The sequence below is a fragment of the Phycisphaerales bacterium genome (genome assembly GCA_035627955.1).
In the GTDB taxonomy this organism is placed as follows: domain Bacteria; phylum Planctomycetota; class Phycisphaerae; order Phycisphaerales; family UBA1924; genus JAEYTB01.
Genome location: DASPKU010000012.1, coordinates 121423 through 135627 on the forward strand (window position 1 = coordinate 121423; position 14205 = coordinate 135627).

The window sequence follows — 14205 nt, forward strand, 5'->3', positions numbered from 1 at the left end:
ATTGCGGACCCCGCTGCGAAGGCGCGCGGTGGTTTCGGCGACGCAGCTTGCCTCTCGATCCCAACGCGGTTTGCGCCCGTGCACGGACAGGGGTGAGTGGGCTTGGGAAAAGCCCATTCTGGCCCCGGCAGGGCCGTTCAAGAGCGCCAACCACGGCAATCAAGGGTGCCAATCAAGAGCGCCATGGCGCCCTTGATTGGCGCCCTTGGCGCCCTTATTGGCGCTCTTGGCACCCGAACGCGGGTGGCGTGGTGACCAGCACGGGCGCTGAGGTGCGCAAGTGCTTCGCCGACTACAAGTCGAGGGCGATGTGGGCACCGACTCGGACATCAAGGACTCTTCCACTGCCTGGGCGCTCGGACTACAACCGCGATGGCGACGTGGGAACGGACCGGGATATAAAGGCGTTCTTCCGGGTGCTGGGTGGCGGACCGTGCTGACCTGAGGAGGTCCACTTGCCCCGATCGGAAACAAAAGCCAGAAATTCGGCTGCCGAGCCCTCGACACGCGATTGTGTCGCTTGTTAGCCTACAGCTCAACATCGTGGGGCCCCCCTCAAGCCCCCTCTACAGAACAGCCCCGCTGCGTGCGCCTACCCCCCAGGTGCCCGGCGGGGCTCTTCTTCTCTGCGAGCACTCCGGCCTCCCTTGCGTCTGATACGCTGGCCGTCGGAGGAAGAGATGCACAAGAGAACTATCGCGGGCGCTGCTGCGCTTCTTTCCGGGGCCAGTCTCAGCGCGGGGGCAACCACTGTGGATGGCACCGCAGGCTGGGGCGGCCAGAGCGTGTTCAGCTGGGGTGAGCCCGGCTCCGCGACTATCGGGCAGACCTTCACGCCTGGGGCCGACTCACGGCTGGATGAGTTCACCTTCTTCGTTGCCGACGCCCTCGATCCAGAGCCGGTGACCTTCTCTGCGTACGTCATGGCTTGGACAGGAAGCCGTGCAACTGGGCCGATCCTGTTCCAGTCGCAGGCGATCACGAGCACGAACAACGGGGGCGCGGATGGCTGGGAGGCGACCACCATCACCACCGGCGGCCTCCACCTCAACACCGGCCATCAGTACGTGGCCTTCCTCTCGTGCAGCGGGTACTTCAATGGCGTGACGAACCGGGCCGCATTCGGCTTCAACCATACCGACCCTTACGCCGGGGGCACGATCGTCTACGCGGATAACGGGAACAGCTTCAGCTCGCTGACCACGACGGACTGGGTATCCAACTTCCCCGCAGGCGACGCAGCCTTCTTGATGCGCTTCAACGTCCCAGGGCCGTACGGACTTGCGGTGTTGGCACCGATCATGTTCGCAGGCATGCGCAGGCGCCGCTAGTCGCCCGTCACTGGCCCGTACCGCACTGAATACGCGCATCGGCCGCGAAGCACCCGAAAGGGGTTGGTAAGCCGGTTGGCAAGCCCCAAGAGTCCGTCAGTATGGGCTCGTGAGGGGGCGCGTTACTTTGCGATCGTCTACACGCCCAAAAGTCTCTACACTCCCCTCACGCGCGGCCAGCGCCGCCGGGAGAGAGACATACATGCTCGTTACCCTCGTTATCGGTTCGCCTGCGCCGCTCCGCGTCCGCGCGGCCTCCATCAACGTGGAAGTGATCGGGCCCCCGTGGTGGCAGAATACACACTGACAGCACCTTCGCGCAGGTCCCTCCCCTCTCGGATAGCGGAACCCGTCCCGAACAGCCCCGTTCCGCACCTAAGGCGCGCATGCGGGCAGTCTCGCTCTCTTTGCCCCACATCCGAGGGTCGATTCTGACCCGATAACGCGCCCACGTCCAACTGTCCTCGGTGGCGCATACTCCTACCGCTACACTGCTCCTCATGGGTTCGCTCGACACTCTCGTTCGCGTGGTGTTGCTCCACGGAGCACTGGTCACTGGTGCTACTGCGCAGTGCCACACCTGGATCGATCACCCCTCTCACCAGCCCTCCGGCACCAATGGGAATGTGCGTGCCTTTACGAACTTTGATGGCCGCACGGTAATGAGCGGAACCTTCCAGCGGGTTGGTGGCGAAACGTGCCAGCGAGTTGCGGTGTGGGACGCAGGACGGTGGCATCAACTAGGGACGCCGGTGACGTTCGAGAACTCGTGCATGGCAGCCTTCAACGGGGTCCTGTACGTTGGCGGCACCCAGAGCTCCGCCATGTGGAACGGGCAGTCGTGGCAGCCGATTCCCAACGTGGCCGGCTCGATTCAAGCCATCGTGAGCTCAAGCGAGCGTCTCATCATCGGAGGGCATCTGGTGGTGAACGGGGTAACGACGAGCGTTGCGGTCTATGACGGCTCAACGTGGACCGCGCTCGGGCCTCCGTTCGACCAGCCCGTCGTCACTCTTCTTGACACGGGACCCTTGTTGGTGGCGGGGGGAGATTTCACCTCCAATAACGGGGTTCAACTCAGAGGCGTCGCAAAGTGGGACGGTCTTGCATGGGAGCCGATGGGCCCGGGGCTCTCAGGCGCAGTGCGCACACTCACGCTGCATGACGGATTCCTGCACGCCGGAGGCTCGTTTACCGCTTCTGGATCTGCGGAGCTCTCTCGGGTGGCCCGCTGGGATGGGAGCTCGTGGGTGCCGGTAGGCCAAGGCTTCAACAACACCGTCAACGCAATGCGGTCATTCCAGGGCAAGCTCTATGCGAGCGGCAGCTTCACCGCCTCCGCGACCGGCGACCCGCGCTACCTGGGTGTGCTCGAACAGGGGGCCTGGAGAGCTACGGGCTTCCAGCCGCTTCAACCGGGCAATGCTCTTGAGGTCGTCGGGGCGGAGCTGCTCTTCGGGAGCTCACCAGCTGGGTTCTCGCTCGACTACGAGGGCGGCAACTTGGCGAGGATGACGCCGGAAGGTACTTGGACGACGTTCCAGACCGGGCTTGGGGGGAGCATGTCCCACGAGGTCCGCTCGCTCTGGAGCGATGGCGAACAGGTATACGCCGGAGGGACGTTCACGGAGGCTGCCGGCGATCGCACCATCTGCAAGGGGGCGATCTGGAGAGATGGCGTTTGGGAGCGTCTGCTTCCCGGTGACCCCCAGCGTCTGTCAACGCAGTACCCCACTTCGTTCCTTGCACTCGGAGGCGACTTGTTGATGGCGGGGTATCCGGCCAGACTGGATACCTCGGGCGTGCTCTATGGCCCCGTACTTCGTCGCGCGGGCGACAGTTGGAGCTCCTTCCTTCAAGCCTTCAACGCCACGTCTCCGGCGTATCTCTGCGAATGGCAAGGCAGCATCTTCATCGCCGGCACCTTCAACCACCAGACCGCACCGTTCCAGGCTGCGGCGAACATCATCCGGTGGAATGGCCAAGCGTTCTCTCCTGTCACAAGCTCGGGTTCGAGCGGAGGTGCAAACAACGCCGTCAATGCGGTTCTGCCAACGAGCAGTGGGCTGGTGATCGCGGGAGTTTTCACCTCTGTCGATGGCCAGCCTGCAAACCGCGTGGCGCGCTGGAATGGTGCCTCGTGGTCAGCAATGGGGCAAGGACTCGACGGCCCGGTGACTCAACTCATTCAGTTCAACGATGACATCGTCGCGGCCGGCTCATTCCAAAACTCTGGATCTTCTCCCACGGCCCGCGTCGCACGATGGGATGGCGCAGGGTGGGTGCCGCTAGGAGCTGGGTTCGATGGCCCTGTCCACGCGCTGACAGTATTCGAGGGGACGCTCATTGCTGGCGGAGAGTTCGGAAGCTCCGGCACGACAGCCCTCTTGAACATTGCTCGATGGAACGGGAATGGCTGGGAGCCGTTTGCCGGCGGTGCTAACGGCGGCGTGCGAGCGCTCACTGTACATCGGGGCGAGTTGATCGTCGGTGGGAAGTTCACTCGGGTCGGTTCTCACACCTCCGTGTGGTTTGCGCGCGCACGGCCGTGTTGCGGCCCGTCCGACTTCAACGGCGACGGAGACTTCGGCACCGACCAGGACATCGAAGCCTTCTTCGCGTGCCTCGGCGGCAGCTGCTGCGAGACATGCTGGGTCGGTGGAGCAGACTTCAATGGCGATGGGGACACCGGCACCGACCAGGACATCGAGTCCTTCTTCCGCGTGCTGGGCGGCGGCCCCTGCTGACAGGGACGTTTCGCACCAAAGGCGCGCATGACGCGGGTCAGCCGCCGCCCTCGCCCGACGCCAGCTTCACGCGAGGCTCAAGCTGCTTGATAACCCGTTGCATCAGGCGTCGGACCGGCTCGTTCCGCCGCTGCTTCCCGAGTTGCCGCCACTTGTCCCTGATCAGCTTGGTGTCGTCGGGCGCGTCCACCAGCGGGTTCTCAAGGCACTCGGCACAGAGCCGCATGGCAGCAACCCCGTCCCGGACCGGATCGCCCTCCGCGAGCCGGGGCAGCAGCAACGACTCGATCTCGGGGATGACCAGCAGTGCGTCGGCCCCACGGCCCTCGTTCACCAGGAAGTACGCCAGCGCGTAACGCACCAGGCAGGCGTCCATGTGCTCGCCGCGGCCCTGGTTCTTCAGGGAAGCGAGCTCGGCCTGTAGCTGAAGAACCCGCTGGGAGGAGATCGCGACTCGGTGCTCGTTGTCCAGAACTGGGAGTCCGGCGAGCACGTCGATGAACACCAGCATCGGTAGCAGCCGGTCGATGCGGTCACTCGACGGGGTGCCAAGTGCGAGGGTCATCGTGTTCTCAACGGCCGCGACAACACGGTCGGCGGCCTCCTCCTTCTGGACCTTGAAGAGCCGCTCGGCCTCAGCCTGCGCCTGGCGGTCGCGTTCGAGCTCCTTGTACCCGAGGTAGAGCTTCAGCCATACGCCCGCGCACACCGCCACGAGAGCAACCGCGACGCCGGTGGCGTGGAGCGGCTTTCGGACGCACCACATGGCCGTCCGCTTGACCGGGTTAGAGCGCAGCCATGGAATCGGCTCCCGCCGCAGCCACCGCTCAAGATCTTCCGCGAACTCGCCCGCGGAGTTGTGCCGCGCGTCCCGGTCGCGGGCCATGGCCCGCTGCACGATCGCGGCGAGGTCCCCTTTGGGGAGCGGCTTGCGGCCGGCGACGCCCTGGAGGTGCGCCCCAGCGACCTCCGCGTGCGAGGTGCCGTTGGGCAGGTCGCCGGTCAGCAGGTAGTACAGCAGGCCCCCCAGCGCGTACACGTCCGATGGAGGCGACAGCGCATTGACCTCGCCCGCATACTGCTCGGGGGACATGAACGCGTAGTTGCCCCGCACCGCTGTGCCCGGGTTGAGCACCGAGGCTGAAAGGTCGAAGTCCGACACTTTCGGCTCGCCTTCAGCTGTGAGCAGGATGTTCGCCGGCTTGAGATCGCAGTGCACCACGCTCGCGGAGTGGGCCGCGTGCACGCCCCTGGCGACCTTCACCATGAATCGGACGGCGCGCTTGACGTCCCACGGCACCTCCGCCTTCGAGAGGTCCCCCCCCTCCACGTACTCCATGACCAGGAACTGCACGCCGGAGGCGGGGTCCACGCCCCGCTCCGAGACACGTAGGACGTGGTCGTGCGACACACGACGCACCGTGAGCGCCTCGCGCTCTACGGCGGCCGACTTCATGATCTTGACCGCGACAGTGGCGTTGTACCCCTCGCTCGACATCAGTCGGTCATGGGCGCGGTACACCAGAGAGTTGCGGCCCACCCCCACCAGCTCCTGGAGCCGGTAGCGGCCCTCGGGACCGAAGTGGCAGGGGCACGCCCAAGGCACCATTGACGCCGCGATCGCCTCGTCCACCAGGATGCTCGCCAGTAGGTCCTTCCTATCCATCCAGCACCCCCTCCCGGAACCGCTCCGCCAGCCTCAGCCGGATCGACCGCCAGCGCTGCCGGCAGGCGTCGTCCTTGATCCCCAGCATGGTGGCAATCACAGAGAGTGAAGCCCCGCGCAGGTACGCACCCAGCAGCTGGCGGTCCTTCTCGTCCTGAAGGCACGCCATCATGCGGTGCAGCAGCAGGATCACCTCGTCATCAGTGGTGAAGGCGTTGAGCCTCTGCAATAACTCGTACACGTACGGGCCGTCCTCCGTGAGGAACAATCGCGCACGTTCGATCAGTTGGGTGCGATTCACCGCGTTGTTGGCGGCGATGGTGTTGATCAGCGCCCACAGCTCGGCCTCGGAGCGGGGCCGCAGCCGCCCCTCAGAAACCATCGCGTCCACCCGCCGCAGCACCGACGACAGCACGTCTTCGCTGTCGAACACGGACCGCGTGTTGGAGCTCAGCTTCCGCCGCGCAGCCGCGCGGATGCTCGCCTGGTGCTCCAGCAGGTACCTCGCGAGCGCCTCGCGATCACGCGCAAGCTCTGCAATCCATTCCACTTGCTCGCCCCCCATCGGATACTCCTGAGAATGTTCTCACGGATGCACACCGGCGGGTGTACAGCGTACAGGCAACACGGGCTTGTGTGGAGCTCAAGTTGACCCAGCGTCGTTCTGTACTCGTTGGGGGCACCGCATGGACTGGGAGGAGTGGCTTAGGGACGTTCTGTGCGAAATCGTCAAGAGCTGGGGGCGGAAGTGCGACTTCCTGCACGAGAACTGCGACGAGCGTGCCGCGCAAGTGGACGACGTGTACCGGACCGAGGGCGCTCCCACCTTCCCGGAGGGGGGGTCTGTCGCACTGCTCCTGACCCACCTCGCTGACCTTGAACTGGGCCTCGGCGACTCGAAAAACAGCCTGGATCAATCAACCAACGACCTGCTCCGCCGGTTCATCACCGACCTCCGCCTGGAGTTCCCACAGTGATCACCGCGCAGTCGGGCATCCGCGAGCAGATCGCGCCCCGCCACTCCATGCCGCGCGGCGGGATCAGCCGCGAGGCGATCACCGAGCGTGTGCAGTGGGCCTGCCAGGGGCTGAGGCTCCGGCGGGTGGCCGACCTAACCGGGTGCAACGCGGAAACCGTCCGCAGGTATCTGCTTGGTCAAGGCAACCCACCTCCGGCGTTCCTCGCCGCGCTATGCCGCGGCCTGGGCCTCAGCCCTTCGTGGCTGCTCCTGGGCGAAGGAGAGCCCCACCGCAACGAGCTGCCGCGCGAGGTGGGGTTCAAGTCGGACAGGGAGGCCGTCCGCGCCCTCGTCCTTGAACTCAGCCGGCGCGTGAGCGCCCTCTAGGAGCGACAGCTTGGAATCCGTTACTCACGCCCGTCGTTCACGCTCTACGCAGTCAACCAGTTCGACGCTCCAGCGCCTCCAGCGCGAGCGGCAGCGGATCACGCAGCAGCTGGCCCGCATCGACCACGAGTTGCTCGTGCTCGTGGGCACGCGACGGCACGGGGGGAGCCGTCGCACGCGGGCCACACACTGAGGAGGGTGCCCGCCGCAGTCACGCGCGGCGGCCCCTTCTCAGGTTCCGCTCTGCAAACTCTCGCGGTTTCCCACCTTCCCGCACTCGGGGCATGCCCCCGCCGCATTAGCGATGCCCGTGTGGTCGTAGCCGCAGGGGCACCTGCCGTTTTTCCGACGCGCGGAACGGGGAGGTCTCACCCGACTCCTTCGCGGAGCGGACCAAAGGGTCTTGGGGTTCCCGCTTTCAACACCCGCCCGCACTCCGGGCACGCAGCGTCAACCGCAACACCTGGGCGCTCAGGCCTGACCCCCGGGACGTGCCGCCGCTGCTGGCGGACACGATCAACCGCGTCCGGAAGGGGCAGCTCGACCCCAAGATCGCCAGCACCATCGGATACCTCGCGGGCGTGCTCCTCCGGTCAATTGAGGTCAGCGAACTCGAGGAGCGCACCAGGTCATTGGAGTCGGCTACGCGCCGGCAGGAGCCGTTCGCGAGCGGGGCGAGGGTCCCGCTCCTGCCACCCAGGAAGGGAGGTCAGCAGTGAACGCGGAAAGCAGGATCTGAAAGGTCGAACGTCACCTCAGCCCGCGCCAGCTCGTCCTCATGGGTGTGGTGGAATCCCGGACCAAGTTCAGGTCGTTGCTCGAGAGCGGCAAGGCCATGGCCCGGACCGGCATCCCACGCCCCACGCTTATGGAGCGAATCGCCGGATCAGTCAAGGCAACAAACCCTCGGCGCGGACCGCCTGCTCCGCCACCGCCTCATCCACGAGGCTCAGCGCGACGGGAGGTTCCTGGGGCGACTCAGCAATGAGGTGGCAGCCCAGGTCGCTGAGGAGGAGCGAGAACTCGGTCTCATGACTGCGCTCCTTGCGACACAGCTGTCGCTCATGGTCATTCGGAAGGACCAGACCTCCGAAGACCATCTCGCGGCTTGGCTGACGAGCGCGTTCGAGCACCGTCGGAGGCTGCTGTGCTTGCAGCCGGCTGTACGGCGGATTTCAGACGCATACTTTGACGGCTTCTTTACGCAGATTCTGAGGAGTGCCTGGCTGACAACCTCGATCGCATCGAAGATGTGCTCGCGACAGCGGTCGGGTCTCGGAAACTGGACGGCGTGCCGTCTTCTGAGGATGGCATGGACTTCAGAGAGATGGGGCCAACGTCAGAAGAGACCGACAAGGACACCGAGGAACTCGCATCGGCATGGGTGATCAATGTCCAGGCGTCCATTGCTGCTGACGATGGTGAGGACGAACGTTCTGTACGGCTGCTGGGGTCGGTCCTTCTTAAGGACTGAGGCACGCCTCCGGCCGGCCCCGAGTGCGGCCGGGTAAAGGCGCGCAACAGGGGGCCACGCTGTAGCAGCTTTCAATCGCGAAGCCTCAAGGCGCTGCCACATCAAGGCCACTGAACTCTGCTCAGAATAGGAAATGGGCGAACACTGAAAAATAATCGACTTCCTCTCCCGGCCCGGTCTCCTCCAGGAATGTTCCGGCGAAGAAGTGCGAGTATTTGGCCGACAGGCTGAGGTTCCGGTTGATCCGCCAGTCCACGAGCACCGAAAGTTCGCTTCCAATCGATGGTGAATCGTTGCCGGCGGGGGGCTGAATGAGCCGCAGCCCGTCGTTGTACACACCGTCTGCGGTGCTCTGCCGCCAGTAGGTGCTCCAACCTGTTTCCAGAGCGACCGAATCGGTGATGTGCAGTTGAAGGAGCGGTTGAACGGTGATGAGGTTGACCGGTCCGATCAGCGGGGACGCGCCGAAGGGGTTGCCCTTGGGGAACAGCGGGATGAAGGTGCCGAGTCGCCCGTCACCGCGCTCTTCATCGCCCGAGGAGACATCCAAGAGCAGACCGGCGCGCGGGCGCAACAGGGTCGACTCGAAGCTGTAGCCGATCTCGGTGGCGAGCCTCCAGGCGGAAATGTCGAGGCTCCCGAGCTCGCCCCATTGGTACGTCCCCTCCACGTCGAAGTCGAGTGCATCGGCCTTGCCGAACAGCCGGAGGCCCACCGAGTGCCGCGGCTGGTCTGCCTCGCCAAGCTCAAACGTGGCCCCGGGCTGATCGAGGCCGAGGTAGTAGATGTCGATGCCAATGTCCGGGGCGAGGCCGGTCGGGCCGGCGGCGTAAATCCCCCAGAAACGGGCCCGCTCGTCACCCTCGTGCTCGAAGGTTTCGGGGTCAACCTCGACCGGGCGGCCGAAGAATGCGTCGGCCCGCCAGTCTCCCAGCTCCGTCAGCACCCGCACCGCGTCGAACGTCCTGCGGATGGTGGGCCTCACGCTGATCATCCGCTGCGCGCCGTACGCCATCTCCTGCCGACCTGCGCGGAGCGTCACGCGCGTCCGTTCCGTTGCCAGCGTGGAGGTGAGGTCGGCGAACAGCTGGTGTAGGTCGGGATTGAACTCCGCCCCTGGACCCGGCACATTCTCCTGGAAGGATGAGGTCGCGCTGCGGCCTTGCACGAACAACCGCAGGTGCCGCCAGAGGTGCAGGTCCGCGTGGAGCAGGTACAGGTGCAGCAGGTATCCATCCTCGTCCTCTGGGGAGAGGCCGAAGCTGGGGTTGCTTACAATCTCGTACTGCTCGCGGATGTCACCACCCAGGGTGAGATAACAGTCGCCGGTCCGATCGAGCGGGATGTACTTGAGCGGCTCCAGGACCCATGGATCGCCCGACCGCGCCCCGGGGTCCTTCAGGTACGAGTAGTCCTCGTTGTAGCGGAGGGTTTCGAACGGGGGCGGCTGCGGTGGGCGAGGTTGGGCACTCTGCTGGGAGAAGGCGTCGCCGGCGGGAACCAGGCCGGTTGCGGCGACCACCACGGGGGCCAGCCACGCACGGCGTTCGCTGGGAAGAGATCGCAAGGGGATCACTCCTGGACTCTGTTCTTTGCAGCTCGGTCCCGGGGGATGTCCTCGCCGGCCCAGATTCGCTTCTGGGTCCAGTTCGACGCGGGTGCGGTCCAGAACGGGTCGTCAGCGGGCAGACCCAGGTGGACGAGGCCCGTGAGACACACGTAGAGCGATCCGGTTGAGTTGTAAGACTCCTGCAGGCCCGGCTGCGAGCCCACCGCTCCGAGTACCAGCCACCCCTGCTCGTCAAACGTGCCCGGCGCCTCCAGCATCCGCAGGACGACGGCCGTGATACCGCTGCGGGCGGCGCCGAGGTGGATCGCGGGGGGCAACTCTCTGCGCAGTGCCATGTAGGACAGGTGATAGAAGGCGGCGAAGCGGTAGGCCGACGAACGGCCCATGATGGGAAACGTTCCCTCGGGCGAGATCTGCCGTTCAAGGATGACCGCATACCGCTCTGCGCGTTCCACTGCCTGCGGGAGTCTCCGCGCGAGCGGGTGCTCCATCTCCGCGGCCACACTCAGCACCTGCAGGAGCATGGGGTGCATGACATAGCTGTTGTAATAATCCCACTGGAACCTGGGACCATCACCGTAGATCCCGTCGCCGAGATACCACCCCTCGATCTTGCCGACCCCGGTCTCGATGACTTCGAGATTCGCGTCGCCCTCGAGCTTCCAGAGAGCGGACTCCACCATCGCAGGGAACAGATACCAGTTGTTGTTGTGGGTGAGACGGATGCCGCGTGCAGCCCGCAACGCCGCGAGCACGTTCGCCCGTTGCGACTCGTTCAGCGGCTCCCAGAGCTGGGTGGGCGCGCTCAGGAGCGCGGAGGCGAGGTAGGCCGACTCCACCAGGGGCTGGTCGGGGACCTGCCCGAAGTTCATGAAGTCCGGCGAGTTCGGATCGGTTGCATGGATGAGCGAGCGCCGGGCCAGGTCGATGTAGCGTGCCCGGAGCCGGCCCTCCGGCGACTCGTCCGGGCCGAGCTCAAGCCAGGGCGCCATCCCCGCGAGCGTGCGGGCGAACGCCTCGTAGTGAGTCCAGGCGGCCCGGTGCCGCTCCCAATCGTGGATCGGCATGCGCTGCTTGAGCTCGCCGCGGCTGAGCGCCTCCAGCACGGGCCCGCCCACGCGGACCATCGCCTCCACGCAGCGGGCCCGATCGGCGGCGCCGGCCGATGAGGACCCTCGCCCGCGCCCTCGCGAGAGATCCGGCGCTTCGGGCACGAGACGCTCGGCCTCGCGGAGAAGCGTCGCGGGTGAGACATTGACGGCCGCGCCCATGACCCGCAGGACCTCCGACCCGGCCATCAGCACCGCGCCGGTGCCGTACGCCTGGCTGGAATGCCGATCGAAGTGCTCGGGCTCGGCCCCGATGGGCTGCACGGAGTTGACTTCGCCATCGGGTTCGATGTTGGCGGTCAGACCCCGCCATCCTCGTGCGATGACAGGCCCATACGTTCGGGGCTCCAGTATGCCGTTGCGGACCCCCCACGCCATCCCGTAGACGAACAGGGCACTGCCGCTTGTTTCGCCGATAGGCACATGCGACGGGTCGAGCAGGCTCGCGTACCAGAGGCCGTCGGGCTGCTGCGTACGGCGTACCGCGGTGCTCATCCGCTTGAAAAGGCTGAGATAGAAGGGCCGGGTGGGGTGGTCGGCCGGGATTGCGTCAAGCATGAGGGCAAGCCCCGCATACACCCAGCCATTGCCCCGGCTCCAGAACACCTTCTCGCCGCCGGGACTTATAGCGCCAATGAAACGCGAATCGCGGTAGAACAAGTTCGCTTCGGGGTCGAAGAGCGCGTCGTAGGCGAAATTGAACTCGGCGTCCGCGAACCACCTGTAGCGTGCATCCCCGGTCGCCTGGCTGAGCAGTTCGAGCGCGGGGGGCGCCATGTACAGCGCATCGGCCCATGTCCAGCGGTCGGTGTACTCGATGCCGGGCGTCCGTGGACGCTCGGTGAAGGACAGCCTCTCGCGGACCGGGTTCTGGATGACCTCGTCGAACCGCGACCTGAAGGGATCCAGCAGCGCCGGATTCCGTGGTTCGCTCATCATGTAGATGCGGAGCCACGCGTGACCGGCCGCGTGGGCGTCGGCGTGGTACACCTCGGGTGCCGGGCTGAATGCGATCCGCTGGCCGGCGCGCAGCACCGCCGCGAGGTATCTGGGGTCACCTGTCGTCAGGCTCGCATCGATCAGGCCGTCGTAGAGTGGCGCAATGGCCCAATGCTGCGGCCCGTACTGCACAGGGTGCGCCAGCTGCCAATCGGCGACCAGGGTGAGGGTTGCACGCACCTCATCAGGATTCAGTGCTCGGGCTGGCATGTCAGGGGGCCCGGTGCCGATCTCCCGTCCACCATTTCCCGCTTCCCGCGCCTGCAAACGACGATCGCCGGCGCACCCGTGCAGCGAAGCGCCCAGGAGGGCACACGCGATCAGCCACTGGAACGCTCGACACCAAGCCATGGAGCTGCCCCGCTTCCCTAAGTGATGGCACCGATGGATAGGAGCGGGCGGCGCCCGGCGCCGCCAGGCCGCGATAGTTCTCAGGCGCTTGTGCTAGAACTGCTGAAGGCGATGTTGGAACGGCGCGGCTTGGTCATGACCTCCTGCCGCGGAAGGAGTGTGCTCCAGACCCGGGGAAATGCCAGTACACCGGCCACATGTGCCCGGCAGTGGTCGAGTTGAGGCCCGACGCCCCGATCTCCCAACGCTCCTAGACCCCATCTTGCATGTTCGTGCATTGGTAAGAGGCTCGCACAGCCGGCACTTTCTGAGGCGTCGGTTGCTCTCCAGGAGTCCTCTATTTAGCCCGGGCCGCCCTGACCATGATGTTCGACACGATGGCTTCACCGACCTTGGGCGAAAAGTCCAGACGGAGTGTGCCGCCGCTCACCTCGACGGGGAACGTGCGGCTGACCACCGTCCGGTACGCTCCGGCTTCCCGAACCAGGTCCAAGTTCTGGACCTGCGCTCGCCCGTTGGCAACGACATCGAACACGCGGCCACCGGGCTGCACTCGCGGATCAGGCTCGTAGCCGCGAACAGTGACCTCGTAGGCACCGTCCGGAACAGGAATGAGGTAGCTGAACGTGCCGCGCCGATAGCCGCGGAACAGGTGCGCATCGCTCGTCCTGGAGATCGGAGTATGGTCTGCGATTGGGTCACGGGTCTTGGGAACCAGGTTGTGCCCCGAGCCGCCGATGAAGAACTCGTCGGACCCGAACATCTCCCCCTGCGACGACTCCAGTCCTGACGCGAGCTGGCCGCAGGCAATGTTGATGGCCTCCTGGTCGTAGCGCCACTCCACGGAGTCGCGGACCGTGCTCCCATCACGCTCGCCCTGGGCCGTGATCCTCTTCCTACCGGGCTCGAATCGAACCGCCTTGAAGATGTAGGTGTTCATCGGCGCCTCCGCTCGGCTCATCCTGCCCACCTCGCGCCCGTTCACCGACAGCGACACTTCGTCGGCGTTGGAGTAGATCTTGATATCGGCAACGGGGTACGCACGGTCGGTGTACCGCCTGCTCGTGATGTACAGGACTGGCTCCGGGCTCCAGTTGGCCTGATAGAAGAAAAAAGGGTCCTTCCGGGTCTGGCGGTCGTACGTGACCAGCCCCTTGGTGTTGACGCCGCGGGTGTCACCCTCGTTGCGCAGGCCGGTCGCGAAGTCGAACATGTTCCAGACGAACGAGCCCCAGATGTACGGCTTGCTGCTGAGCAGCGTGTAGTTCTGCTCGTGCACCCACGCGGCGTACTCCTCTGGCTGGTAGACGGTGGGCACGCCGGGATTGTTGGCCTCCGGCGGACCCCCATGGACGTTGTCGGTGTGGTGCGAGATGGCGGCCCCTGCGCCGTACTCGCTCATTCCAACAGGCTGCGTGGGGTAACGCTCGTGGAGCGTATCGAAGAGGTTCCCCAGCGACTGCACCGGGCCACCGTACCAAAGGTGGTCCGTCCAATGCGCCAGGCGTGGTGAGCACCGCGAGAGGACCGCGGGCCGGGATCTCATCCGTGCAGCCCCGCTGGCGGTAGAAGTCCCGCGTTGCCATCCTTGCCGCGGGGCCGCTGGCATCGAG

General features: G+C 65.6%; 13 protein-coding genes. 7 read left to right on the forward strand and 6 right to left on the reverse strand.

The window, feature by feature from the left end; all coding sequences use genetic code 11:
- The first annotated feature begins 752 nt into the window (after positions 1–752).
- Both VD997_10285 and VD997_10290 read left to right on the forward strand, forming a co-directional pair.
- Entirely contained in the window at positions 753–1331 is a 579-nt protein-coding gene (locus VD997_10285) for a hypothetical protein (protein ID HYE62375.1), read from the forward strand.
- A gap of 500 nt (positions 1332–1831) precedes the next feature.
- Positions 1832–4078 carry a hypothetical protein gene (locus tag VD997_10290; protein HYE62376.1) on the forward strand — a complete coding sequence of 749 codons (2247 nt, stop codon included), beginning with the start codon at positions 1832–1834 and terminating at the stop codon, positions 4076–4078.
- Positions 4079–4115: 37 nt separating this feature from the next.
- Here the strand turns inward: VD997_10290 and VD997_10295 are convergent, their stop codons facing one another.
- Entirely contained in the window at positions 4116–5744 is a 1629-nt protein-coding gene (locus VD997_10295; protein ID HYE62377.1) for a serine/threonine-protein kinase, read from the reverse strand.
- Entirely contained in the window at positions 5737–6309 is a 573-nt protein-coding gene (locus VD997_10300; protein HYE62378.1) for a hypothetical protein, read from the reverse strand. Before VD997_10300 ends, VD997_10295 begins: the two co-directional genes overlap by 8 nt.
- A 121-nt stretch (positions 6310–6430) precedes the next feature.
- Between VD997_10300 and VD997_10305 the strand changes: the two genes are divergently transcribed.
- From VD997_10305 to VD997_10320, 4 genes are all read left to right on the forward strand, one after another.
- Positions 6431–6721 carry a hypothetical protein gene (locus tag VD997_10305; GenBank protein HYE62379.1) on the forward strand — a complete coding sequence of 97 codons (291 nt, stop codon included), beginning with the start codon at positions 6431–6433 and terminating at the stop codon, positions 6719–6721.
- Positions 6718–7089: a helix-turn-helix transcriptional regulator gene (locus tag VD997_10310; GenBank protein HYE62380.1), complete on the forward strand. Its 372-nt coding sequence runs from the start codon at positions 6718–6720 to the stop codon at positions 7087–7089. Before VD997_10305 ends, VD997_10310 begins: the two co-directional genes overlap by 4 nt.
- A gap of 10 nt (positions 7090–7099) precedes the next feature.
- Entirely contained in the window at positions 7100–7282 is a 183-nt protein-coding gene (locus VD997_10315) for a hypothetical protein (GenBank protein HYE62381.1), read from the forward strand.
- Positions 7283–7580: 298 nt separating this feature from the next.
- Positions 7581–7808, forward strand: a complete 228-nt coding sequence (locus VD997_10320; protein HYE62382.1) for a hypothetical protein — start codon at positions 7581–7583, stop codon at positions 7806–7808.
- Between the two features lie 171 nt (positions 7809–7979).
- Here the strand turns inward: VD997_10320 and VD997_10325 are convergent, their stop codons facing one another.
- Positions 7980–8222, reverse strand: a complete 243-nt coding sequence (locus tag VD997_10325) for a hypothetical protein (protein HYE62383.1) — start codon at positions 8220–8222, stop codon at positions 7980–7982.
- 194 nt (positions 8223–8416) lie between these two features.
- Here VD997_10325 and VD997_10330 point away from each other — a divergent pair, with 194 nt between their 5' ends.
- Complete coding sequence (locus tag VD997_10330) at positions 8417–8563, forward strand: hypothetical protein (GenBank protein HYE62384.1); 147 nt, start codon at positions 8417–8419, stop codon at positions 8561–8563.
- Positions 8564–8684: 121 nt separating this feature from the next.
- On the opposite strand, the gene VD997_10335 is transcribed toward VD997_10330, so the two are convergent.
- The 3 genes from VD997_10335 to VD997_10345 all read right to left on the reverse strand — a co-directional run bounded on the left by VD997_10335 (position 8685) and on the right by VD997_10345 (position 14057).
- Positions 8685–10130, reverse strand: a complete 1446-nt coding sequence (locus VD997_10335) for an alginate export family protein (protein HYE62385.1) — start codon at positions 10128–10130, stop codon at positions 8685–8687.
- Between the two features lie 5 nt (positions 10131–10135).
- Positions 10136–12421 (reverse strand): DUF2264 domain-containing protein, encoded by a 2286-nt coding sequence (locus VD997_10340; protein ID HYE62386.1) that lies wholly within the window; start codon positions 12419–12421, stop codon positions 10136–10138.
- Between the two features lie 508 nt (positions 12422–12929).
- Positions 12930–14057: a malectin domain-containing carbohydrate-binding protein gene (locus VD997_10345; protein HYE62387.1), complete on the reverse strand. Its 1128-nt coding sequence runs from the start codon at positions 14055–14057 to the stop codon at positions 12930–12932.
- Positions 14058–14205: the final 148 nt, after the last annotated feature.

Coding starts and splice junctions, on each gene's coding strand:
- VD997_10290 (HYE62376.1), top strand. CDS start 1,832: ATGGGTTCGCTCGACACTCTCGTTCGCGTGGTGTTGCTCCACGGAGCA.
- VD997_10295 (HYE62377.1), bottom strand. CDS start 5,744: ATGGATAGGAAGGACCTACTGGCGAGCATCCTGGTGGACGAGGCGATC.
- VD997_10300 (HYE62378.1), bottom strand. CDS start 6,309: ATGGGGGGCGAGCAAGTGGAATGGATTGCAGAGCTTGCGCGTGATCGC.
- VD997_10305 (HYE62379.1), top strand. CDS start 6,431: ATGGACTGGGAGGAGTGGCTTAGGGACGTTCTGTGCGAAATCGTCAAG.
- VD997_10330 (HYE62384.1), top strand. CDS start 8,417: ATGGGGCCAACGTCAGAAGAGACCGACAAGGACACCGAGGAACTCGCA.